The following is a 21,894-nucleotide window of genomic DNA, read 5'->3' on the forward strand; positions in this document are numbered from 1 at the left end:
GGACCTCGGTCAACCGCGCGGGAGCCGCAGCGTCACGCGGGCGCCGCCGCCCTCGGAGGCGTCGCGGTTCGCAAGCTCCACCGAGCCGCCGTGGCGCGCGGCCGCGTCGGCGGCCACGTGCAGGCCGAGGCCACTGTGATCCCGCGCGGCGCGAGCGGGATCACCCTGGTAGAAACGCTCGCAGCCGCGCCGCAGGGCCTCAGGCGAGAAGCCGGGCCCCGCGTCGGCCACGCTCGTCGCGAGCATGCCGTCCTCCACCCGCACGCGCACCTCCACCGCCGAGCCCGCCGGCGCGTGCTCCACGGCGTTGGCCGCCACGTTCATCAGGGCGCGCTCCACCAGGACCTCATCCATCCGCAGCGACTCGGGCAGCCCCGCGCCCTCGTCCCATGTCACCCGCACGCCGCGCGCCGCTGCCAGTGCCTCCACCTGCCCGCGCAGCCGCGCGAGCAGCGGTGCCAGCGGGCGTTCCGCCGGCTCGAACCCGAGCGCGCTGCCCCGCGACACGTCGATGAGCGCGGCCAGGTATGTCCCCATCTGGCGCGCGCCCTCGGCGGCATCGGCTGCGCACGCGCGCTGCCCGCCCTCCAACCCGCCTTCCAGCAGCAAATCGACGTTGCCGCGCACCACGGTGAGCGGCGTCTTCAAGTCGTGCGCAAGCGCGGCGATCTGCTCGCGCTGCGCCTGCTCGGCCCGCCACTGCGCCTCAAGCGAATCCTTGAGCGAGGCGCGCATGTCCTCCATCGCGCCCAGCACGTCGTCGATCTCGCTCACGCCCGACGTCCCCACCGAGAAGTCCAGGTCGCGCTCCTCGATGCGCCGTGCGGCATCGGCCAGCGGCGCCATCTTGCGCGAGATCACCCGCGCCGCCCGCACGGCGATTCCCGCCAGCACCAGCAGCGACAGCGCGGCGAACGCCCCCAGCAGCAGGTTCTGCGGGTTCGGCAGCGCGTCGCGCAGCTCCTTGGACGCGAACTGGGGCAGGTAGTCGTACATGAGCACGCACGCCGACCCGTCGGCCAGCTCCACCCGAGCGTAGCGCGTCGTGTCGAGGCCCCCGTAAGCCACGGCGAGCCCGTCGAAGGCGGCCGCGCGCAGATCCTCCCGCGCGGCCTCGGGCGCGTCGCCGGCCACGTAATCGCCGCCCGCCGAGAACACGGCCCAGCGGAAGCTCGACGGCACGGCGGCGTCGACGGCCTCCAGGTCGTCCGAGCCGAGCTGCGCCAGGCGCGCCGACGTCTCCGCAAGCGCCGTGTCGCCGTAGTTCGCCGGGTACATGGCGCCCGAGTCGATGAGCAGGCCGAGTGTGAAGTACGTGCCCAACGCCAGCGCGACGGCCGCCGCGAGCACGTAGGCGAAGTACCGCAGGATGACCAGGCTGAGCGGCAGCCCGCGCTTGCGGGGGCGCCGGGATTCGCCTCCGCTCACGTCGTCCATCGGTACCCCACTCCCCACACGGTCTGCACGGGCTCCGCGCCCGCCGCCTTCAGCTTCGCGCGCGCGTTGCTCACGTGGACCGAGATGGTGGCCGCATCGCTCTGCGCATCCCACCCCAGCACGCCTTCCACGATCTGGTCGCGCGAGAACACCTGGCCGGGATGGCGCGCCAAGAACTCGCACACGTCGAACTCGGTCCTCGTGAGCGGCACGAGGCTCTCGCCCACGTACAGCTCCCGCGCCGCGAGGTCCAGCCGCACGTCGCCGAACGCGAGCGCATGCACCCGCTCGCGCCGTTCGCGCCGCAGGTGCGCCGCCACCTTCGCCCGCAGCTCGGCCGTGCCGAAGGGCTTGCGCACGTAATCGTCCGCGCCCACGCCCAGGCCGAACACGGCGTCCTCCTCCGCGGCCTTCGCCGTGAGGAACACGATGGGCGCGTCCGTGAGCGCGCGGATGCGGCGGCACAGCTCGAAGCCGTCCATGCCGGGCATCATCACGTCGAGCAGCACCAGGTCGTAGCGCTCGGGATGCGCGGCGAGCGCCCCGTCCGCGTCCGCCGCGCAGCGCACGTCATGCCCGTCCGCGGCCAGCGCGCGCTCGAGCAGGCTCCTGATGGCCGGCTCGTCGTCCACTGCCAGTATCCTCGCCATCCGCGCGCCCTCCTTTCCTTCGCCGACGAGTGTAGCACGATGACGGACTGTCGCCCGAAACGTACGGTTTCGCCCGAAAAACCGTACGTTTCGGGCGACAGCGCGGGGCGGGAAAGCCCTCGCAGCCCCTCATTCCCCGCCGCGGCGGCCCTCGAAGCGGTTCGCGCAGGCCAGCCCCGCAGCCGCCACGACGGCCGTGACTATGGCGCACGCCGCCGCCACCGCGAGCCACGCCCCCGCGAGCGCCTGGGCCTGCGCGTCCGCTCCCGCGCCCGCGGCGATGGACGCCTCGAGCGGCAGCGACGCCAGGCGCGAGGGCCATGCGAACGGTATGAACGCGACGGCCTCTACGCCGAGCGCACCGGAGAGCGTGCCGGTCACCAGCCCGTTCGCCAAGCCGCCCATCGACGCCATGGCCGCGACGAGCCCGAGCGCCCCCAGGCCGATGGAGGCGTTGCGCCCCAATTTCATGGCCACGGGCAGGAAGACCGCGTACGCGCACGCGCTCCCCGCCGCGATGCCCGCCACGGCCGCCGCGATCGCCGCGGGCCCCGGAACCGACCGCCCCGCCAGCGCGAGCTCGCCGCAGAACAGCGCCGCCGCCCAGGCCGCCGCCGCAAGGCCCAGCCCCAGCAGGACGGCCGCCTTCGCCGCGAGCGCCGCGCGACGCGACGACGCGCCCAGCAGATTCGCCCCGTCGCCCGCCCGCTGCTCGGATTCGGCCGCCAGCCCGCACGAGATGCCCGCCAGAAGCGGCGCGCCCGCGCCGAGCAGCTGGAAGAACGCGTCGGTTCCCAGAAGCGAGTCCCACGGCGTGGCGGCGAAGTACGCGCCCGCCAGAGCGCCGAGCGCCGTCGCCAGCACCGCATGCAGCCACAGAAGCGGCGAGCGTCGCAGCCGCACGGCCTCCGAGCGCAGCGCGTGCGCGAACGTCACGCGCGCCTTCGCGCCCGCCATCATGCGGCCTCGCGCTTCGAGAACCACGCCGCCCCCGCACACGCGAGCAGGGCGAACGCTGCAACGGCGACGGCGATGCCCAGCGCGGCCTCCCAGCCGAAGATCCCCAGCGGGTCCCCCGCCTCGAGCGGCACTCCCGAGGGCGCCACGCCCAGAAACGGCGCGGTCGCGCAGAGCGTCGATGCCGGCGGAAACAGGAACCACGCCCCCGACGTCCACAGCGCGACAGCAACGCCCACCTGCGTCAACGCCGGGATCGCGATACCCGCGAGCGTGCCCAGGCGCAGCGTCAGCGCAAGCGCGGCGGGCACCATCCACGCGCTGCACGCCGTAGCGACGAGCGCTGCGGCCAGCCCCACGAAGAAGCCCGGCCCCTCGGCCCCGAGCGCGGTGAGCGCGGTCGAGCACGCGAGCACCACCAGGTTCGCTCCCAGCGAGAGCGCGAGCGCGCACGCCACCTTGGCCCACCAGGTGCGCGCCGGCGGCAGCGGCAGCCCGAGCACCGGGCGCAGCTTCTGTCGCGCGTCGAGGTTCGCCACGGACGCGCAGATAAGCGCCACGGCCACCGGCATCATGATCGCGAGCCAGTAGTTCCACATGTTCGTCGCGATGCCGCCGACGGCGCCCATGCCCGGGATCACCCCCGACGACAGCACGCCCAGCGCGCAGAACGGCAGCGGCGCGACGAGCGCCACCTTGCGCGCGCCCCCGCGCCTGCCTTTCAGCGCCTCCGCCCGAAAGGCCCTCGCGAACGACCCCGCCCGCGCGCCCATCAGGCCACCGCCTTCCCCAGGCACACGTCCATGAACAGCCGCTCCAGGTCGGCTCCCCGCTCGATGGGCGCCTCGTAGGCCAGGCGCCCCTCCACGATGATGCCCACGAGGTCGGCCACGTGCTCCACCTCGCCGAGGATGTGGCTCGACAGCACCACGGTGATGCCGCGCGCGGGAAACGACCGGATGAGCGCGCGCAGCTCCTGGATGCCCACCGGATCCAGGCCGTTCGTCGGCTCGTCCAGGATGAGCAGCCGCGGATGCCCCACGAGCGCGAGCGCTATGCCCAGCCGCTGCTTCATACCGAGCGAGAACCGCCCCGCCCGCTTGCTCCCCGTGCCGGCGAGATCCACGATGGACAGCGCCTCGTCGATGCGTTCCTCAGGCACGCCGAGGAGCGTCGTGCGCACGCGCAGGTTCTCGCGCGCGGTAAGGTTGTCGTACAAAGGCGGCGTCTCGATGAGCGCGCCGATGTCGTTCAGATCGTCGCGCGTCCACGGCCGCCCCGCGAACGAGATGCCGCCCGACGTGGGCCGCAGCATGCCGCACACCATCTTGAGCAGCGTCGACTTCCCCGCCCCGTTCGGACCCAGAAGCCCGTACACCGCGCCCTCGGGCACGTGCAGCGAGCACCCGTCCACCGCCGTCTGCCCCTTGAACCGCTTCGTGAGCGCGTCCGTCTCCAACACATAAGCCATGCCGGCTCCTTTCTCTTGCCTCGAGAACAGGATGCGCCCGGTTTCTAAAGATTCGTTAAAGGCCGGCGAACCGGTTTCCCTCCGCTGGATTTCGCGCGTCTGAGCGGAGCGCGCTGCGCACTCCCCTTGTCATCCTGAGCGAGCGAAGCGAGTCGAAGGATTCTACGGTGCCAACCGGGAGCTTTCAGCTAGCGCCGCACGGGATCAACCTATGGGGATTTTTTCTTTCAAAAACTTTGCCCGTATCGCGTTTTCAGGTAGCGGATCGAGGGCGCGAGGACCCGGCCCCCTGCTACAATGAGGGGGCGGCGGCCCGGTATGCGCGGCGCGGGTTCGGCGAAAACCCCGACGCTTTCTCTAGGCCGCGGGCGCGGGCTGCCTGTAGGGGCGCCCGCTCGACAGGATGGCGTAGATGACGTCCGCGCGACGGCGCGCCAGGGCGCGCAGCGCCTGCCTATGCAGCTTGCCCTCGGCGCGCTTCCTGTCGTAGTAGGCCCTGGACGCCCCGTCGCAGTCGAGCGCCGCGTCCGCCGAGCCCAGGAAGGCGGCCTTGAGCCTGCGGTTGCCCTTCTTGGACTTCTTCGAGGAGTCCCTCTTGCCCGACTGGTCCTTGACGGGGGCGATGCCCGCGTAGGAGGCCAGGCGGTTCCCGTCCGCGAACCGCCCGATGCCGCCGATCTCGGCGACGATGACGCTCGCGTAGACGGGCCCGATCCCCGGCATGCTCTGGAGCAGGGCGATCTCGGGCAGCGAGTCCGCGATGCGCGCTATCTCCCGCTCGGCGGCCGCGACCTCCTCCTCGAGCTGGTCGAGGCGCGCGGCGAGCCTCTTCGCCTGCGCCTCGACGGCGCCCGCCGCGGGAAGCGCCACCCCCATCCGCCCGATAGCCTCGAACGCCTCGCGGATCTTCTCGGGGCCCCGGTTCGCCTGGCCCTTGAGCTTCGACGCCCACTGCGCCGCCCGCTTCTCGCCCGCCCGGCGCAGGCCCGCGGGGCCCCCGTAGCGCGCGATGACGGCGCGAGCGAGCGAGGTGTGGAGGGCGTCGCCCGCGAAGAGCTCCTCGAGCGGCGGGCACACCCTCTCCAGGCAGTCGTGGAGGCGGTTGTAGGCGCGGGTGCGCTCGCGCACCGCGTCGGCGCGGGCGCGGGGGAGGACTCGAAGCCCCGAAAGGGCCTCCTCGCGCTCGGCGACGAGGCGGACGAGCCTCGGGTGCCTGCGCGGCGCGTCGGCTATCACGAGCGCGTCGGCCGCATCGCTCTTCCCCTCCGAGTAGAGCACGGCGAGGTCGTGGAAGTCCTTGGGCGATATGAAGGCGGCGTCGAAGCCCATGTCGCGCGCCACCGCCACGGGAAGCTCCCCGAAGCCGCCGGGCTGGTCGACCACCACGAGCATGCGCGAGCCGCCCGACGCGTCGGCGAGCGCGCGCCTGATATCAGCCTCGTCCGCAGCGATCGCCCTCCTCATCTCGGGCTCGAGGGAATCGCGCCTGAAGCTCACCGCGAAGTGCCCCGACTTGCCCACGTCGATGCCGCAGAAGACCTCGTAGTCCATATCCCGGGCATCCATGCGCACCACCTCCTGAAAGCGAGAACCGAGCCGGCTTGAAGGCTCCTAGGCTCCGCTCCAGCAGGATTCTACGAACGCCGCGCGTGCGGCAGCAACAACCTATCAGCGATAAGCGCAAGCCCGCGGATCCGGTGGCATGATCCCGAAGCCCTAGCAAGAGAAGCACCTTCGATCTGAGCCATGTCCGGATCCGGGAGAGCCGGCCGGGAGGGCCCTTCGCCCTCCCGGGGCAGGATTATAGAGAAAAATCCCCGTAGAATCCTTCGACTCCGCGCTGACGCGCTCCGTCTACGCGGTCGCGTTCATGGCGGGCGACGCGCGCGCGAGCGTGCTGAATCCCCTGCTCGTGGGCGAGCGCGAGCTCGTCGTGCGCTGGGGATCGTACTTCTGCGAGCGCATCCCGCTTACCGCCGTGGCAAGCGCGGGCGCCGCCGAGTGCGACGCGGGCGTCCCTAAGGCCGAGCGTCTGAACATGGCCGCGATGGGCGCTCAGCCCTGCTGGATCGAGTTCGCACGCCCGGTGGAGACCGCCACGATCACCGGCGGGAAGCGCTCCGTGCGCTGGCTGTGCGTGAGCCCCGACGACGCCGCCGGCTTCAAGCGCGCCGTGCTCAGCTCGCGCGCAGACCCGACAGCGCGCCGCGCATGAGCAGCCGCCCCGCGGCCACGCCGAGCACGCACGCCGCCAGGCTGCCGCCGGCGTAGAGCGCGGCCATGGCGTGCCGACCCTCCTCGAAGAGCGTGAGCGTCTCGAGCGAGAACGTGGAGAACGTGGTGAAGCCCCCGCACACGCCCGTCTTCAGGAAGAGCGCCGCCTCGGGTGGGATCGCGCCCTCCCCATTGGCCGCCTCGACGACGGCGCCGATGGCCACCGCGCCCACGAAGTTCACGACGAAGGTCATGAGGGGGAAGTCGCCCCCGTAGGGCACGAGGCCCAGGAGGTAGCGCGCCACGGCGCCGATGAACCCGCCCGCGCCCACCAGCAAAAGCGCCGCCATACCCAAGCCCCCCTCGCCTGTAGAAAGGCCGGAAGCCCCAGGGGGCGTCCGGCCCGGTGATCGATGGAGCCAGCGACAGGATTCGAACCTGCAACCCGCAGTTTACAAAACTGCTGCGCTACCGTTGCGCCACGCTGGCATGCGCGAAAAGAACGCGCCAGCGTATTGTACGACAACGCGGCCCGTTCGTGAAGCGCGGAAACCCCGCGTCCACGCCCAGCTCACAGCGCCTTCGGCTCCGACGAGGCCGAAGCGGCAACGAGGCCGTAGCGGTCCGGCCACATCCTGCGCCGCAGGGTTGCGCGAGGCCCTGCGGCGTGGTTTTCTTTGGGCCATGGCTTACCGCAAGACATATGTGGAGGTGAACGCCCGCGTCGACGTGGACGGGCGCGTCACGCCGCTCTCCATCGTCTGGCGCGACGGGCGCACGTTCGAGATCGACCGCGTGATCGACTCCATCCGCCGCGCGTCGGCGCGCGTGGGCGGCACCGGCATCCGCTACCTCGTGACCGTGAACGGCCGCGAGAAGTACCTGTTCTTCGAGAACCCCCGCTGGTTCGTGGAAGAGGTCGTGCCCGACGATAAGATGCAATCCTGAGCGCAGCGCGCCGTCCTGCGCAAAATCTCGCCGGAGGATGCAAGTTGTGACGGTTTTGCGCGGGTTTCAACGGGGTTCGGCGGCTTTTTCGTCCCCTCCGAACAGTTTTTTCGCGGCGGAATTTCTACGACCTGGGACGATGCGCCGGGGCAGCGCCCTTCCCTGGCGCAAAACCGTCACAAGTGGTCCCTTGCGCAGCCGTCCGATTCTGCGCGCTACCGATGAATTGGGGCCGTCGACGCCGCCGCTCCCCTTCGAAGCGATATACTGGCGTCTGACACGGTTGCCGACACGCACGAGGAGAGACTTCGCATGAGCAAGCACGACCCCGCCCGTCCTGAAGCCGACGATTCCGCCGACTCCCCGTTGGAGCGGGAGTCCCCGATCAAGCGCAAGATCCCCATCCCCCTCAAGGTCTTCGGCGTGCTGTGCATGGTGAGCGGCGCGGCCGTCGCCGTCGTGCTCGCGCTCGTCGTGGTGGGCATGGTGCTCGTCATCCGCTCGGGCAACCTCACCGGCGACCTGTCCACGGCCACCATCGTCATCTTCGTGGCGCAATCGGCGCTCATGACCGCGCTGGCCGCCCTGTTCGCCGTCCTCGGCGTGCGCCTGCTGCGCGACAAGCGCCGGCGCGCGGCGCTGCTCGCCGACGTCATGATCGTGCTCGTCATCCTCGTGGCGCTCTGCGACATGATGCTCGGCGGACTCACGCCCGACCTCATCCCCTACGCCGTCGTGCTCGTGGTGCTCATCGCGCTGCAGAGCTACGTGGACCCGTCGCTGTCCGAGGAGCGCGAGCTGCAGCGCAAGCTCCGCGACATGGAGGCGCGCGAGCAGGCCGAGGACGGCACGCTCGGCCGCGACGAGACGGGCCGCGGCTACATCGCGCTCAACTTCTTCAACATCTTCTGGATCTTCGTGGTGTGCTGCGTGCTGGGCCTCATCATCGAGACGGTGTACCACTTCGTGTGGGTGGAGCCCGGCCACTACCAGGACCGCGCCGGCATGCTGTTCGGGCCGTTCTCGCCCATCTACGGGTTCGGCGCGGTGCTCATGACCGTGGCGCTCAACCGCTTCCACAAGAAGAACGTCGTCCTCATCTTTCTGGTGAGCGCCGTCATCGGCGGGGCGTTCGAGTACGCCACCAGCTGGTTCATGCAGTTCGCGTTCGGCATCGTGGCCTGGGATTACACGGGCACGTTCCTGTCCATCGACGGGCGCACCAACGGCATGTTCATGGCCATGTGGGGGCTTCTGGGCGTGGTGTGGATCAAGCTCCTTTTGCCGTGGATGCTGAAGCTGGTGAACCTCATCCCGTGGAACTGGCGCTACGGCGTGACCACGGTGTGCGCGGCCCTCATGATCCTCGACGGCGCCATGACGCTGCTGTCGCTCGACTGCTGGTACCAGCGCATGGCGGGCAAGCCCTCCGAGACGGCCGTGGAGGAGTTCTTCGACCGCCACTTCGACAACCAGTACATGGAGGAGCGCTTCCAGAGCATGTCCATCGACCCCGCCAACGCCACCCGCACGAGCTAGCGGGGAGAACGCGGGGCTCCCCGCCGCTGCACGTCCCTGCCATCGCCGGATCCCGGCGCGCAACCCACGTGGACAAAATCGGCCTTCGGGACTGATTTTTTCGCACCGATCTCGCCTTGCCGCGGAGAAACTCCAGGTGGCGAGAAGCTGAGCCAAGAGCACCGAACGAAAAATCAGTCCCGAGGGTTGATTTTGTCCATGATGCTCCCGCTCATATATTGACGGTGGCTGCGCGACCGACTTAGAAGGGGCCTGATGTCCCAAAAGGGGTCAGGCCCCTTTTGGGACAGTTCGTCTTACGCCTGCTTCTTGATCTCGGCCGCCAGGTAGGTGCACACGGCCACGATGACAAGGCTCACCAGCGACTGCCACTGGAACGTGCCCTGCATGACGCCCATCACGAGCCCCACGACGCCCAGCACGAGTCCGATGATGCACAGCACGAAGAACAGGCCGATCTTGCGCGGGTTCTTGGCGCCGCGCAGGCCCAGCAGGCCGATGATCAGGTTGATGACGCCGCCCACGACGGTGCCGATGCCCAGGGCCATGGCGGCGGTGGCCATGTCTATGACGGTGCCGCCCACGTCGATGCTCTCGCTCGACATGCCCGGGACGGCCGACCCCGCCGCCACGAACGCGCCCATAAGGATGACGAGGATAGCCCACGCGATCAGGATGATGGAGATGATCTTCAGCGTTTTCTGGGAACCGGACACGGTCCTCCCCTTTCTGCCGATGGCGCGAGGCCTGGCGCGTCCCCCTATCCTGTGACGCGACACGCTTCCCGCCGCTGAAACGCGCGTTGCGCGTTGCGCGAGCCCTTCGCGCTGGCGAAAGTATATCCCTGACCTCGATTATCAGTCGGCTTGCCGCGCTGTTTCAAACGTCGTTTGAAACACGCCGGAGCAGACGGGCGGCGGGCTTTCCGCGATTCCCCCGCGCACGGCCTTGACGGCGAACACCCGTGCGCGTATGATAGGCGAACGGATATTCTCGCGAACATTTGATCTGGGGAACGGGCGCGCGTATGGAGCTGATCGACAAGCTGGAGGTTCTCGCCGACGCGGCGAAGTACGACGTGGCCTGCACCTCGTCGGGCATCGACCGCGACGCGCGGAAGGGCAAGCTCGGCAACACGATGGCCGCCGGCTGCTGCCACAGCTTCTCGGCCGACGGACGCTGCATCACGCTTCTCAAGGTGCTCATGACCAACGTGTGCGTCTACGACTGCGCCTACTGCGTGAACCGCGCCTCCAACGAGGTGCCGCGCGCCGCGTTCAAGCCGCGCGAGCTGGCCGACCTCACCATCGCGTTCTACCGGCGCAACTACATCGAGGGGCTCTTCCTCAGCTCGGGCGTCATCAGAAACCCCGACTACACCACCGAGCTCATGATCCAGACGCTCGCCATCCTGCGCGAGGAGCACGGATTTCGCGGCTACATCCACGCGAAGGCCGTGCCCGGCACCTCGCCGGAGCTGATCGACAGGCTGGGGCATCTGGCCGACCGCATGAGCGTGAACATGGAGCTGCCTTCGCAGAAGAGCCTCGCGCTGCTCGCGCCCGAGAAGGACAAGCAGCGCATCATCGCCCCCATGCGCCAGATCCGCGACAACATCGCGGTGGACAAGGACACCCGCGCGCTCGTGCGCAAGAACACCACGTACATGAAGCAGGTCGCGCCCAAGCGCAAGGAGCGCGCCTTCGTGCCGGCCGGCCAGTCCACCCAGATGATCGTGGGGGCCACGCCCGAGAGCGACTTCCAGATACTCAACCTGTCCGCGGCGCTCTACCGCACGCTGTCGCTCAAGCGCGTGTTCTTCAGCGCCTACACGCCCGTGAACGACGACGCGCGCCTGCCGAGCGCCGACGCCATCCAGCTCAACCGCGAGCATCGGCTCTACCAGGCCGACTGGCTGCTGCGCTTCTACCGCTTCGACGTGACCGAGATCATCGACGAGGAGCACCCCTTCCTCGACCCCGACCTCGACCCGAAGGCCAACTGGGCTGTCAACAACCTGGACTTCTTCCCCGTGGAGGTGAACACCGCGCCGCTCGAGGCGCTGCTGCGCGTGCCCGGCATCGGCGTGCGCGGGGCCAACCTCATCGTGCGCGCGCGGCGCACCACGTGCCTGCGCGAGCCTGAGCTGCGCAAGCTCGGCATCGCCTACAAGCGGGCGCGCTTCTTCATCACGTGCGCGGGCACGTACGCGGGGCGCGGCGCCGACTTCACGCGCGAGGGGCTGCGCGCGCAGCTGGCCGCCCCCATCAAGGGCGGGTCGCACGGGCGGCGCGCCGACAAGGCCATCCCGGGCCAGATGAGCCTGTTCGAAAGCGTGGAGACGCCCGAGAAGGCGCGCATCGCCGGCGGGCGCGAGCGCGCGGCGCGGCTCGGGGAAGCGGAAGCGGCGGCCCCGCAGGCGGACGGGGCGTTCGGCTGGCAGCGCGCGCTCGAGACGCCGACCGAGGTCCCGGCGTGATCTCGCCGGAGGAGCCCCTGGCCGACGCGGCGTACTGCTACGACGGCACGCCCGAGGGCCTCTTCACCGCCGTGTTCAAGGCCTACGAGCTGCATGAGGACCCGCTCGACGTCGTGCGCGAGGCCTGCTTGCAGCCCCGGCTCGGCCAGATCGTGCGCTACATCGACGCCGACGACGAGCTGGCCCGGCGCGTCGAGCGCGGCATCCGGCGCACCTGCGGGCGGGCCTCCTTCGAGGCCGCGCTGCGCGCCTCGCTCGCGGACGACCCGAAGGCGGGCACGGCCGTGTACCGCTTCGTGCGCCACGCCATGGCGGCCAAGCGCAACGTGCTCGGCGACCTCGCCCACCCGGCCGTCGGGCCCGTGCAGCGCCTCGCGCGCTCGGTGATGAACGAGCGCCACCGCATGCTCCAGTTCCTACGCTTCGAGCATATGGAGAACGGCGTGTGGTTCGCGCAGTGCAACCCGAGCGCGGCGGTGGTGCCGCTCGTCATGGACTGGTTCAGCGGCCGCTTCAACACCCAGCCCTTCATCATCTACGACGAGGTCCACGCCATCGCGGGCGTCTACGACGGCGACGGCTGGTACCTCGTGCCGTCCTCCGAGGTCGTCCTGCCCGACCGCGCGAGCGAGGAGAGGCTCATGCAGGCGGCCTGGAAGCGCTTCTACGACACCGTGGCCGTGGAGGCCCGCTACAACCCGGAGCTGCGCCGCCAGTTCATGCCCAAGCGCCTCTGGAAGAACATCGTCGAGATGCAGGAGCGCATCCCCGGCACTGACCTCGCCCGCTGAGCGCGCCCGGCGATCTTCGGCCGAAACACACGCTTCAGGACGCTGTGGCGTGTGTTTCGGCCGAAGATCGCCGCGCAGACACCGTATTGCACGCGAATCCAGCCGCTCGAGCACGAAAATCCTCGACGTGAAAGAATTTTGACGAGCCGCTCGAGAACCGATTTCCCGCGACCTGGGAAAACGTGGTGAGGCCGCCGCGCCAGGAAGCTCCAACGAGCCTTTTCACCCCGTTTACCCTTTCACGTCGAGGTTTTTCGCGTCCGACAGCCTGCTTTTGCGTGCACAGTGTCATCCTGAGCGAGCGAGGCGTGCTCGTTGGGCCCCGTTTGGCGGTAGCAGGAAGCGCTACAGCTGTCGCCGCACGGGATCCTTCGACTCGCTTCGCTCGCTCAGGATGACAAAGGGGAGCGCGCCGGCCGCTCCGCTCAGGACGACGTCGCGCGCCCTCTACACCCCGGTGAGGTCGAAGGGCGGGATGAAGCTTTCCTCGGCGGCGCCGCCCTCTTGCCAGAAGTAGTCCTCGATGCCCAACTCGTCGGCGTAGTCGAGGAGGCGCCCGTAGTCCTCGTACGAAACGCGGCGCTCGAGCTCGGGAGAGTCGGGGAAGGCGCGCACGGGCGTGTACTGGTTCATGAGCGACAGCAGCACCGCGCCGCCGAAGCGCTCGTGCACGAGGCGCACGACGCGCTTGGAGTCCTCGAGCGCGCCGGGCAGCATGAGGTGGCGCACCACGACGCCGCGCACGAGGCGCGGCTCGCCGTCCACCTCGTCGAACGCGGGCTCCCCCGCCTCCTCGACCATGGCCGCAAGCGCGGCGAGCGCCACCTCGGGATAGTCGGGCGCATGCGAGTAGCGCGCGGCCAGGCCCGCGTCGGCGTACTTGAAATCGGTGAGGTACACGTCCACCGTGCCCGCGTTCGCGCGCACCGCCTCTACCGACTCGTAGCCCGACGTGTTCCACACTACCGGCAGCGCGAGCCCCTGACGCCGCGCCAGCGCCACGGCCGCGCGCGCCTCGGGCGCGTAGTGCGTCGGCGTCACGAGGTTCACGTTGAGCGCGCCCTGCGCCTGAAGCTCCAAGAACATCTCGGCCAGCCGCTCCACGGACACCTCAGCGCCCGCCTCGCCTGCGGCGATCACCGCGTTCTGGCAGTAGACGCAGCGCAGCGGGCAGAAGGCGAAGAACACGGTGCCGCTGCCGCGCGAGCCGCTGATGGGTGGCTCCTCCCAGAAATGCAGCGCCGCGCGCGCCACGACGAGCCGCCCGTCGGCGCCGCACGCGCCGCGCTCCCCCGCCGCGCGGTCGGCCCCGCAGGCGCGCGGGCAGAGGTCGCAGACGGCCGGGAGGCCGTTCGCTGACGCCGCGCGGGATCCTTCGACTCGCTTCGCTCGCTCAGGATGACAAAAGGACGTCTGCTGCGCGCTCCGCTCAGGATGACAAAAGGACGTCTGCTGCGCGCTCCGCTCAGGATGACAAAAGGACGTCTGCTGCGCGCTCCGCTCAGGATGACGGTTTCTCAATTGACCGAGTAGGCGCCGTAGCCCGGGTAGTCGGAATAGCCGCCGTGGTCGTGGCCGTCGTGTTCGTCGAAGTCGTAGTCGTCGAACCCCTCGTCCGCCTCGCCGTAGGCCTCCTCGGCGCGCGTCCAGTCGAGCCCCTGCTCGGCGCAGACGGCCTCCTCGCCGTACACGAGGGCGAGCGCGGAGGGCGCCTTGTCCGAGCCGCCGATGACGGCCAGAAGCTCGAGCAGATGCAGGCACGCCTCGGCCTGCGGCAGGATGAGGTCCACGTCGTCGGCCGCCGTGAGCGCGGCGGAGAGTTCGGCCATGAACATCTCCACCGTGTAGTCGCCGTCGAAGCGGCCGCCCTTCACGGCGTCGAGCACGCGCTCCGCCGTGGGCGTGGCCGCGCCCACCCGCTCAACATCCTGCCCGAAGGCCGACGCTGAGCGCCGCACCGCGCGGTACAGCGCGTCCGCCTCGACGGCCGACGCCACCTGCGCCGTGGCCTGCAGCGTGTACGCCGCGCGCGCGAGCTGGGCCGATCCGGACCCGCCCGTATCCTGCACCTCTCCCGCGAGGGCCTCCAGCACCGGCCGGGCGCTCTCGAGGGCATCCTCGTCGCCGGCCGCGAGGCACACGAGGTTGCCGCGGTCGAAGGCGTCGGCGCGGGCGATGTCCACCACCACGAGGGGCGCCTCCACCGACACGAGGTCGCTCACCACGGCCACGGCGTTCAGCTCCCGCGCGAAGCTGGGGGTGGACGGCGACAGATCGATGAGCAGCGTGCCTTTGCGCGCCGCCTGCACCAGGCCGTCCTCGTCGAAGTACGCGTCCTCGAGCGCGGTCTGCGACGTGCAGTAGCTCAGCACCGCCGAGGCGCTGCCCACGTCACCGGTGCGCACGTAGCCGAGCGCCCCCAGCCGCTCCTCCACCATCGAGCCCACCGTCTCGTTGCCCACGTATGCGAACGCCTTTGCCATGCCAGCTCCCTCTCCGTCGTGCCCGTCTTATTCCGCGCCCTTGACGCGCTTCGCGATGCGGTCGGCCACCGACAGCTCCTCGCGCTTGTCATTGCCCCAGAACACCACCGCTATCATGCCCGGCCCCACATGGCTGCCGATCACCGGCCCGATGCTGCTCTCCAGAAACAGGATGCCGTCGTCGATCTTGGCGAGCGCCTCCTTCAGGCGGTCGGCGTCCTTCTCGCAGTCGGCGTTGCCGATGACCACGTGCTTGCCGGGGCCCTCCTTCGCCGCGCGCTTGTGATAGTACTCGGCCAGCTGCCGGATGCCCTTCTTGCGGCCGCGCGCGACGCCCGCCAGCGTGAGCTTGCCGTCGATCCCGATGGTGAGCAGGGGCTTCACGTCCAGCTTGGAACCGGCGTAGGCCACCGAGCTGGGGATGCGCCCGCCGCGCCGCAGCGCCTCGAGGTCGTCCACCATGAACTCGGCGTCCACGAAGAAGCGCGCCTCCTCGGCCCACAGCGCCAGCTCCCGCGCCGTCATGCCGTTGTCGCGCTGGCGGATGGCCTCGTACACCAGCAGCGCCTCGGCCACGGAGGCCAGGCGCGTGTCCACCAGGTAGAGCTCGGCGTCCGGATGCTCGGCCAGGAGCTGCTCGTGCACGAGCGCGGCCGCGTCGAAGCTGCCGGACAGCCCGCTCGAGAAGCTCAGGGCCACCGTGGGCACGCCGCTCTTGATGGCGCGCTCGAACACGTCGCGGTACACGTGCATGGGCACCTGCGCGGTGGTGGGCTCCTCGCCCGTGCGCATGGCCTGGTAGAAGTCGTGCGCCGACGAGGCCTGGTACAGGTCGTCGGCATGCTCCCCGTCGCTCATGATGTAGGGGAACTCGACGAGCTCGACGCCCTCGCGGTCGACCACCTCGAAGGGAAGGTCGCAGCACGAGTCGATGATGAGGTTGCAAGGATGCGGCATGGCTGTTCTCTCTCCTTGGACGGGGTTGCTTCGGTCGTGCGCGCCGCCGTGGGGCGGCATGGTCAGGACGTGCAGGCGCGCGAGCGCACCGGGCCGGTCAGCTTGCCCGCCACGGCGCTCGCGCACTCGTAGGCGATGCCGACGGCCGGCCCCACGTGCAGCCCGATGACGGGGCTCACCGGCAGCACCTTCACCGAGCGCCCGATCAAGGGCTCGATCACGTCGCGGGCCCAGGCGACGGCCGGCGCCTTGTCGCCTATGTAGTGCACCACCACGCGCTTGAGGCCATGCTCCTCGATGTCGGCCTTGAACGTGGCGACGATCCTGTCGAGGGCCTTCTTGCGCGTGCGCACCTTTGCGAGCGTGGTGGCCGCGCCGTCGGTGACGGTGAGCACGGGCGAGAGCTGGATGAGGTTGCCCAGAAGCGCGGCGGCGTTTCCGATGCGCCCGCCCTTCTGCAGGAACGTGAGCGTCTCGGGCGTGAACAGGAAGCGCGTGCGCTCGATGCCCGAAAGCGCGGCGGCGGCGCAGCCCTCGAGGCCCTCGCCGGCGTCGCGCGCCTCCACGGCGTCGAACACGGGCCACGCCTCGTCGTAGCCGCACGAGCTTGAGTCCACGATGACGTACGAGAAGCCGATGTTGCGCGCCTTCACGGCCCGCGCGGCGCGCACGGCCCCGTCGAAGGTGCCCGAGAGCCCGGTGGAGATGAAGATGCCGAGCACCTCGTCGCCGGCCTTCGCCGCCTCCTCGAACGCCTGCTCGAGCGTGAGCTGGGACGGCTGGCTCGAGGTGGGGATGTCGTCGACCATGTCGTAGATGTCGGCGTAGAACGCGTCGAGGTCCATCTCGGCATCGGCGTGCTCCACGCCGTCGCGGTTCACGAACAGCGTGACGATGTCGATGCCCGCCTCCCGCGCCTCGTCCGCGGGGATGGATGCCACCGAATCGGTGATTATCCTGACCATGACGTCCTTCCTCATCTCCTCGGGCGCTCGCGCCCGTCCTCTTCGGCCGCAGCGCGGCCCCTGCATGACCCTACTCGATGCCCCGCAGCCGCAGCACCAGGTCGCGGCGGCGCTCGAACAGCCCGTACTCGAGGCCCACCGGGTAGGTGTGCGCGTTGAACATGCGCTTCTGGCTCTCGTCGAGCGTCTCCAAGCCGGCCCGCGCCCGCTCCCGGGCGGCCAGCGCGTCGCGCAGCTCGGGCTCGAGCACCGTGGTGCCCCCGCGCGCGAGCGGCTTGAGCAGCGTCTCGGAGCACAGGCCCGCGAGGTTCTTCTGCCGCAGGTCGTCGGAGGGGTCCACGATGACCTCGCGCGAGCCTGCGCCCGCGTTCACGTCGAACACCATGTCGCCGGCCAGCCGCCCGTTGCCGCAGTAGAAGTAGCGGCGCACGTCGAGCACGCCCGGCGTGGTGAGCTTGGCGGCCGACTCGGATATCTTGAGCCGGTCGGTCCACTCCTGCTCCCCCGGCGCGCGCGTGGCGGAGAGCTTGTACACGCCGCCTAAGGTGGGCTGGTCGTAGGCGCAGGCCAGCTTCGTGCCCACGCCCCACGAGTCCACCTTGGCGCCCTCGTCGCGGATGGACTGGATGGTGAACTCGTCCAGGTCGTTGGAGAGCACGATGCCGCAGTCGGAGAGCCCCGCCTCGTCGAGCATGCTCCGCGCCATCTTGGCCAGCCACGACAGGTCGCCCGAGTCGATGCGGATGCCGGAGAGGCGCTCGCCGCGCTCGCGCATCTCGAGGCCCACGGTGATGGCGTTTCTGATGCCCTCGTTCACGTCGTAGGTGTCCACGAGCAGCACGCAGTTCTTCGGGAACGCCTCGGCGTAGGCGCGAAACGCCGTGAGCTCGTCGGGGAACGACATCACCCACGAGTGCGCGTGCGTGCCCGACACGGGGATGCCGTAGAGCTTGCCCGCCAGCACGTTGGACGTGGAGGTGCAGCCCCCCACGATGGCCGCGCGGCTCGCCCACAGGCCGCCGGCCGCGCCCTGGGCCCGGCGCAGCCCGAACTCGGCCACCGGCGATTGGGCGGCCAGGCACACGCGGGCGGCCTTCGTGGCGATGAGCGTCTCGAAGTTCACGCAGTTCAGAAGCGCCGTCTCGATGAGCTGGCAGTCCATGATGGGGCCCACCACCCGCACGAGCGGCTCGTGGGGGAACACCACCGTGCCCTCGGCCACCGCGTCGATGTCCACGTCGAGGCGGAAATCGCGCAGGTAGTCGAGGAAGGCGGGCTTGAACAGAGGGCCGCCGCCCGGCGCGTCGAGGGAGGCCAGGTAGGACAGGTCGTCCTCCGAGAACGCGAACGACTCCACGAGCTCGGCGAGCTGGGCCATGCCGCAGGCGATGGCGTAGCCGCCCTTGAACGGGTAGTCGCGGAAGTACATGTGGAAACAGGCCTGCGTCTCGCGCTGGCCCGTCTCCCAGTAGCCCTGCGCCATCGTGAGCTGGTACAGGTCGGTGAGCAGCTCGTAGTCGAGCTTCATGCGATCACGCTCCTTCGTTCGCGCCGTTCGCGGCGCCGCCCTCGCCCGCGCCGCCCGCCTTGTGGCTGCGCCGCCGCGCCCGGCGATGCCCGCCGCCGTCTCCCGAGCCCGAGCCCGCGCGCTCGCGCTCGGCGCGGGGCTGCGCGCCCTCCTGGCCCTGGCCCTGGCCTTGGCGCAGGCCCGACGACTTCTGGCCGGGCCGCGGCCCGCCCTGCTTCTGCTTGGGAGCCGCGCCCTGGCGCTTCTGCCCGTCGCCGCCGCGCGCGCCCTGCTTCTTGCCGCCCGAGCCGCCGCCCTGGCGCTTCTTCTGCGCGCCCTGGCCGTTCTTCTGGCCGGATCCCGCGTCCTGGGACTGCTTCTGCCTGCGCTTCTGCGGCGCTTCGCCGCCCTCGGCGGGAGCGCCCTCGCCCCCCACCTTCGTGGAGCGGCGTCGGCGCGGCTTGCGCCCGCTCGAGGCCTGCGCGTCGGCCTGCTTGCCGGAGCCCGACCCGCCGCCGCGCCCGTTGCGGCCCGCGCCGCCGTTGCCGCCGCCCCCGTTGGCGCCGCGCGCCTTCTGGCCGCCGCGGCCCGTGCGGCGCACGGCCGTGGGGTCGGCCAGCTTGTCCGAGCCGGTCAGCTGCGAGGTGGCGAAGATGGAGCTCTCGCCCGCCACGCCGATCACGGCCTGCTCGTTGGCGGCCTCCCAGGCCTCCTCGCCCACGCGCTTGGGGCGGTTGGAGCCCTCCTCGGGCGGGTCGAAGTCCGCCAGCGGAACGCGCACCGGCTTCTCGCCCTCCACCTTGAGCGACACGATCTCGCGCGGCACGTCCAAATCCACCACCTTCGCCGTGCCCGCCGGCGTCTCCACCTGCGAGTTCTGCTTGGGCGCGCGGCTCTTGAAGTCCTTGTACGCGTCGAACTCGTAGCGCAGGCAGCACATGAGCCGCCCGCACACGCCCGAGATCTTCTGCGGGTTGAGCGAGAGGTCCTGCTCCTTGGCCATGCGGATGGACACCGGGCAGAACTCCCCTCCCAGGCGCTTGCAGCACAGCTCCTGGCCGCAATGCCCGAGGCCGCCCACCATGCGCGCCTCGTCGCGCACGCCGATCTGGCGCATGTCGATGCGCACATGGAACCGCGAGGCCAGCTTGCGCACGAGGTCGCGGAAGTCCACGCGCTCCTCGGCCTCGAAGTAGAACACGGCCTTGTCGCCGTCGAGCAGGTACTCCACCGACACCGGGTGCATGTCGGAGCCCGCCTCGGCCGCCATCTCCTTGAACACGGGCAGCGCCTCGGCGCCCTTGCGCTCCATCTCGGCCGCCTGGGCCTCGTCCTCGTCGGTCGCGACGCGCTTCACGGGCTTGAGCGGGGTCTTGAGCTTCCGCACCCGGCTCTCGTCGGCCTCGAACACCGCGCCGGCCGCACGGCCGAACTCGGTGCCGCGGGCCGTTGACAGCACGAGGCCGTCGCCCGGCTCGATGTCGAGATCCCCGGCGTCGAACCAGAGGGTCTTGGGATTGTAATGCAGGTTCACGGGCGCTATCCGAACCATCGGACACCCCCTCCTATCTCATCTATCTCGACCCGCGCACGCGCGCGGGGCTCGTCGTTTCGTACAGCAGGTCGCGCACTTCGAACAGAAGCGCGTCAAGGCACGTCTCCGGGGATACATTATACGAGATCGCCTCGTCGCAGCGGCGCACGGCGGAGAGCGCGGCGGCGGCGCGCGCCTCGTCGGCGGCAGCGGCGGCCTCGTCCACCTTCCCGCGCGCATCCACGTTGATCACCAGCTCGGGCGTCTCGGCGCACACGGCCATCACGTCGCGCAGCCACGAGCGCACGATGGCCGTGAGCTGGCGCAGCGACTCGAACGTCTTGGCGGTGAGCTGGCGCTTGTTGCGCGCCTCGATCTGGCGGATGGCCGACTTCGCCAGGAAGTCCGCGTTCTCCGCGAGCTCCTGCTCCTGCTCGGCGCGCACCACGTCGAGCGGCGCCTTGGCCAGCACCGCGAGCTCGCCGGCATAGCCCACGAGATCCCAGTCGTCGGCCGTGCGCAGGCAGCCCAGCACCTCGAGCACGCGGGTGCGGAACGCGCGGCGCTCGTTGGACTTGAGGAACTCCACCGCGCGCGTGAGCGAGCCGTCGCACGCCGCGAGCGCCATGCGCGCCTGCTCGAGCGACGCGCCCGAGTTCTGCGCGATGATGCCCGCCGCCTCGCTGGCCGGTATGGAGCGAAACGGCACCACCTGGCAGCGCGAGACGATGGTGGGCAGCACGCTCTCGCGCGTGCGGCCGAGCAGGATGAGCACCACGTCGGCCGGCGGCTCCTCGAGTGTCTTGAGGAAGGCGTTGGCCGCCTGGGTGCCCAAGAGGTCCACGCGGTCGAGGATGTACACCTTCTTCTTCGCCTGGATGGGCGCGAAGGCGGTGTCGGCCACGATGTCGCGGATCTGCTCCACCAGATAGCCGCCCGCCCCCTCCGGCGCGAAGTAGCGCACGTCGGGGTGCTTCCTGCGCATGATGCGCCGGCAGGCGTCGCACGCGCCGCAGTTGCCGCCGCGCGGGCCCTTCGCCCCCTTCGGGCACATGACGGCCTGGGCGAACGCGTAGGCGGCGAGCGTCTTGTTCGACCCGGCCGGGCCGGTGAACAGGTAGGCGTGGCTCACCTTGTCCTGCGCCACCGTGGCGCGCAGGAACTCGCGCACCTTCGGCTGGCCGAGGATGTTCTCGAACGCATCGGCCACGGGCTTACGCCTCCACCTGGGAGCGCTTCACGTCGAGGCGCTCGAAGAAGGCGGGGTCGGCCTGGGCGAGGCCGGCCATCCACGGGAAGAGGTCCGCGAGCTCGGCGAACACCGCCGCCGCCGTGCGCGACTTGCGGTCGTCCGAGACGACGACGCGCACGCGGGAGGGCTCGTCGCGGGCGATGGACAGGAAGGCGTCGTTCACGCGCGCATGGAACTCCTCGCCCTCGCGCTCGAGGCGGTCGGCGCCGCGATGCGTGGCGCGGGCGAGCCCCGTGCTCGCGTCGCCGCCGGTCATGAGCAGGATGGTGCGGTCGGGCCGCACGCCCTGGCAGGCGAACTCGTTCGCGCGGTCGATGAACGCGCGCGACAGGCCGCGCCCGCAGCCCTGGTAGGCCACCGTGGAGTCCGTGAAGCGGTCGCACAGCACCACCGCGCCGCGTTCGAGCGCGGGGGACACCACCTCCGAGACGATCTGGGCGCGCGCCGCCTCGTAGATGAGCAGCTCGGCCTCGTCGGACATGGCGGTGTTGCGCGGGTCGAGCACGACGGCGCGCAGCTGCTCGCCGATCTCGGTGCCGCCGGGCTCGCGCAGGCTCACCACCTCGCGGCCATGCGCGCGCAGCGCCTCGGACAGGAAGCGGATGTGCGTCGTCTTGCCGGCGCCCTCGCCGCCTTCGAACGTGATGAAGATGCCAGGTGCGGCATCGGATGTGTTTGCCAACTGCTGTGCCACGTGAGTCTCTTCGATC

The 21,894-nt window shown here is 70.4% G+C and carries 21 protein-coding genes and 1 tRNA gene; 5 read left to right on the forward strand and 17 right to left on the reverse strand.

Annotation, left to right across the window (positions count from 1 at the left end; translation table 11 throughout):
- Positions 1-9: 9 nt before the first annotated feature.
- From FX134_RS04865 to FX134_RS04890, 6 genes are all read right to left on the reverse strand, one after another.
- Positions 10-1,437 carry a HAMP domain-containing sensor histidine kinase gene (locus FX134_RS04865; RefSeq protein WP_080798433.1) on the reverse strand — a complete coding sequence of 476 codons (1,428 nt, stop codon included), beginning with the start codon at positions 1,435-1,437 and terminating at the stop codon, positions 10-12.
- A complete protein-coding gene (locus tag FX134_RS04870; RefSeq protein ID WP_080798436.1) occupies positions 1,425-2,087 on the reverse strand; it encodes a response regulator transcription factor in 663 nt (220 codons plus the stop codon). The genes FX134_RS04865 and FX134_RS04870 overlap by 13 nt, the downstream gene beginning before the upstream one ends.
- A gap of 129 nt (positions 2,088-2,216) precedes the next feature.
- Complete coding sequence (locus tag FX134_RS04875; RefSeq protein ID WP_232050843.1) at positions 2,217-3,071, reverse strand: ABC-2 family transporter permease; 855 nt, start codon at positions 3,069-3,071, stop codon at positions 2,217-2,219.
- Complete coding sequence (locus FX134_RS04880; protein ID WP_087881532.1) at positions 3,044-3,817, reverse strand: ABC-2 family transporter permease; 774 nt, start codon at positions 3,815-3,817, stop codon at positions 3,044-3,046. The genes FX134_RS04875 and FX134_RS04880 overlap by 28 nt, the downstream gene beginning before the upstream one ends.
- Positions 3,817-4,515 (reverse strand): lantibiotic protection ABC transporter ATP-binding protein, encoded by a 699-nt coding sequence (locus FX134_RS04885; RefSeq protein WP_080798443.1) that lies wholly within the window; start codon positions 4,513-4,515, stop codon positions 3,817-3,819. The genes FX134_RS04880 and FX134_RS04885 overlap by 1 nt, the downstream gene beginning before the upstream one ends.
- A 357-nt stretch (positions 4,516-4,872) precedes the next feature.
- Entirely contained in the window at positions 4,873-6,081 is a 1,209-nt protein-coding gene (locus FX134_RS04890; protein WP_080798446.1) for an IS110 family RNA-guided transposase, read from the reverse strand.
- A 304-nt stretch (positions 6,082-6,385) separates the two neighbouring features.
- Here FX134_RS04890 and FX134_RS04895 point away from each other — a divergent pair, with 304 nt between their 5' ends.
- On the forward strand, positions 6,386-6,730 hold the full coding sequence (locus FX134_RS04895; RefSeq protein ID WP_080798449.1) for a hypothetical protein: 345 nt from the start codon (positions 6,386-6,388) through the stop codon (positions 6,728-6,730).
- Here FX134_RS04895 and crcB read toward each other — a convergent pair.
- Positions 6,693-7,079, reverse strand: a complete 387-nt coding sequence (gene crcB, locus FX134_RS04900) for a fluoride efflux transporter CrcB (RefSeq protein ID WP_080798452.1) — start codon at positions 7,077-7,079, stop codon at positions 6,693-6,695. The two genes, FX134_RS04895 and crcB, sit on opposite strands and share 38 nt — an antisense overlap.
- 64 nt (positions 7,080-7,143) lie before the next feature.
- Positions 7,144-7,218: transfer RNA gene (locus FX134_RS04905), tRNA-Thr, on the reverse strand.
- Between the two features lie 195 nt (positions 7,219-7,413).
- Here FX134_RS04905 and FX134_RS04910 point away from each other — a divergent pair.
- Together FX134_RS04910 and FX134_RS04915 are read left to right on the forward strand one after the other, a co-directional pair.
- Positions 7,414-7,677: a hypothetical protein gene (locus FX134_RS04910; RefSeq protein WP_080798455.1), complete on the forward strand. Its 264-nt coding sequence runs from the start codon at positions 7,414-7,416 to the stop codon at positions 7,675-7,677.
- 312 nt (positions 7,678-7,989) lie between these two features.
- Complete coding sequence (locus tag FX134_RS04915; RefSeq protein ID WP_080798459.1) at positions 7,990-9,216, forward strand: putative ABC transporter permease; 1,227 nt, start codon at positions 7,990-7,992, stop codon at positions 9,214-9,216.
- Between the two features lie 296 nt (positions 9,217-9,512).
- On the opposite strand, the gene FX134_RS04920 is transcribed toward FX134_RS04915, so the two are convergent.
- A complete protein-coding gene (locus FX134_RS04920; RefSeq protein WP_080798462.1) occupies positions 9,513-9,932 on the reverse strand; it encodes a hypothetical protein in 420 nt (139 codons plus the stop codon).
- A 311-nt stretch (positions 9,933-10,243) separates the two neighbouring features.
- Here FX134_RS04920 and FX134_RS04925 point away from each other — a divergent pair, with 311 nt between their 5' ends.
- A complete protein-coding gene (locus tag FX134_RS04925) occupies positions 10,244-11,695 on the forward strand; it encodes a putative DNA modification/repair radical SAM protein (RefSeq protein ID WP_080798465.1) in 1,452 nt (483 codons plus the stop codon).
- Positions 11,692-12,486, forward strand: coding sequence for a TIGR03915 family putative DNA repair protein (locus tag FX134_RS04930; RefSeq protein ID WP_087881533.1), 795 nt, complete (start codon positions 11,692-11,694; stop codon positions 12,484-12,486). Before FX134_RS04925 ends, FX134_RS04930 begins: the two co-directional genes overlap by 4 nt.
- Positions 12,487-12,933: 447 nt before the next feature.
- Here FX134_RS04930 and FX134_RS04935 read toward each other — a convergent pair whose 3' ends face one another.
- The 8 genes from FX134_RS04935 to tmk form a co-directional block, all read right to left on the reverse strand.
- Positions 12,934-14,007, reverse strand: coding sequence for a radical SAM protein (locus FX134_RS04935; protein ID WP_080798468.1), 1,074 nt, complete (start codon positions 14,005-14,007; stop codon positions 12,934-12,936).
- On the reverse strand, positions 14,004-14,969 hold the full coding sequence (locus FX134_RS04940; protein ID WP_080798471.1) for an NAD(P)-binding domain-containing protein: 966 nt from the start codon (positions 14,967-14,969) through the stop codon (positions 14,004-14,006). Before FX134_RS04940 ends, FX134_RS04935 begins: the two co-directional genes overlap by 4 nt.
- A 27-nt stretch (positions 14,970-14,996) precedes the next feature.
- Positions 14,997-15,926: a DegV family protein gene (locus FX134_RS04945; protein WP_080798475.1), complete on the reverse strand. Its 930-nt coding sequence runs from the start codon at positions 15,924-15,926 to the stop codon at positions 14,997-14,999.
- A 62-nt stretch (positions 15,927-15,988) separates the two neighbouring features.
- Positions 15,989-16,891, reverse strand: coding sequence for a DegV family protein (locus FX134_RS04950; RefSeq protein WP_080798478.1), 903 nt, complete (start codon positions 16,889-16,891; stop codon positions 15,989-15,991).
- Positions 16,892-16,961: 70 nt separating this feature from the next.
- Positions 16,962-18,419: a nicotinate phosphoribosyltransferase gene (locus FX134_RS04955; protein ID WP_080798481.1), complete on the reverse strand. Its 1,458-nt coding sequence runs from the start codon at positions 18,417-18,419 to the stop codon at positions 16,962-16,964.
- 4 nt (positions 18,420-18,423) lie between these two features.
- Complete coding sequence (locus FX134_RS04960) at positions 18,424-19,950, reverse strand: PSP1 domain-containing protein (protein WP_080798485.1); 1,527 nt, start codon at positions 19,948-19,950, stop codon at positions 18,424-18,426.
- A gap of 22 nt (positions 19,951-19,972) precedes the next feature.
- Entirely contained in the window at positions 19,973-21,142 is a 1,170-nt protein-coding gene (locus tag FX134_RS04965; RefSeq protein ID WP_080798487.1) for a DNA polymerase III subunit, read from the reverse strand.
- Positions 21,143-21,146: 4 nt separating this feature from the next.
- On the reverse strand, positions 21,147-21,878 hold the full coding sequence (gene tmk / locus FX134_RS04970) for a dTMP kinase (protein ID WP_232050844.1): 732 nt from the start codon (positions 21,876-21,878) through the stop codon (positions 21,147-21,149).
- Positions 21,879-21,894 lie beyond the last annotated feature (16 nt).

Origin of the sequence: Arabiibacter massiliensis (assembly GCF_902386925.1) — a bacterium.
GTDB classification, from domain to species: domain Bacteria; phylum Actinomycetota; class Coriobacteriia; order Coriobacteriales; family Eggerthellaceae; genus Arabiibacter; species Arabiibacter massiliensis.

Bases quoted from the DNA above. Each gene is read 5' to 3' on its own strand.
- FX134_RS04945 (WP_080798475.1), bottom strand. From the start codon at position 15,926: ATGCCGCATCCTTGCAACCTCATCATCGACTCGTGCTGCGACCTTCCC.
- FX134_RS04890 (WP_080798446.1), bottom strand. From the start codon at position 6,081: ATGGATGCCCGGGATATGGACTACGAGGTCTTCTGCGGCATCGACGTG.
- FX134_RS04955 (WP_080798481.1), bottom strand. From the start codon at position 18,419: ATGAAGCTCGACTACGAGCTGCTCACCGACCTGTACCAGCTCACGATG.
- FX134_RS04940 (WP_080798471.1), bottom strand. From the start codon at position 14,969: ATGGCAAAGGCGTTCGCATACGTGGGCAACGAGACGGTGGGCTCGATG.
- FX134_RS04880 (WP_087881532.1), bottom strand. From the start codon at position 3,817: ATGGGCGCGCGGGCGGGGTCGTTCGCGAGGGCCTTTCGGGCGGAGGCG.
- FX134_RS04925 (WP_080798465.1), top strand. From the start codon at position 10,244: ATGGAGCTGATCGACAAGCTGGAGGTTCTCGCCGACGCGGCGAAGTAC.
- FX134_RS04870 (WP_080798436.1), bottom strand. From the start codon at position 2,087: ATGGCGAGGATACTGGCAGTGGACGACGAGCCGGCCATCAGGAGCCTG.
- FX134_RS04895 (WP_080798449.1), top strand. From the start codon at position 6,386: ATGGCGGGCGACGCGCGCGCGAGCGTGCTGAATCCCCTGCTCGTGGGC.
- FX134_RS04915 (WP_080798459.1), top strand. From the start codon at position 7,990: ATGAGCAAGCACGACCCCGCCCGTCCTGAAGCCGACGATTCCGCCGAC.
- FX134_RS04910 (WP_080798455.1), top strand. From the start codon at position 7,414: ATGGCTTACCGCAAGACATATGTGGAGGTGAACGCCCGCGTCGACGTG.
- crcB (WP_080798452.1), bottom strand. From the start codon at position 7,079: ATGGCGGCGCTTTTGCTGGTGGGCGCGGGCGGGTTCATCGGCGCCGTG.
- FX134_RS04885 (WP_080798443.1), bottom strand. From the start codon at position 4,515: ATGGCTTATGTGTTGGAGACGGACGCGCTCACGAAGCGGTTCAAGGGG.
- FX134_RS04950 (WP_080798478.1), bottom strand. From the start codon at position 16,891: ATGGTCAGGATAATCACCGATTCGGTGGCATCCATCCCCGCGGACGAG.
- FX134_RS04865 (WP_080798433.1), bottom strand. From the start codon at position 1,437: ATGGACGACGTGAGCGGAGGCGAATCCCGGCGCCCCCGCAAGCGCGGG.
- FX134_RS04960 (WP_080798485.1), bottom strand. From the start codon at position 19,950: ATGGTTCGGATAGCGCCCGTGAACCTGCATTACAATCCCAAGACCCTC.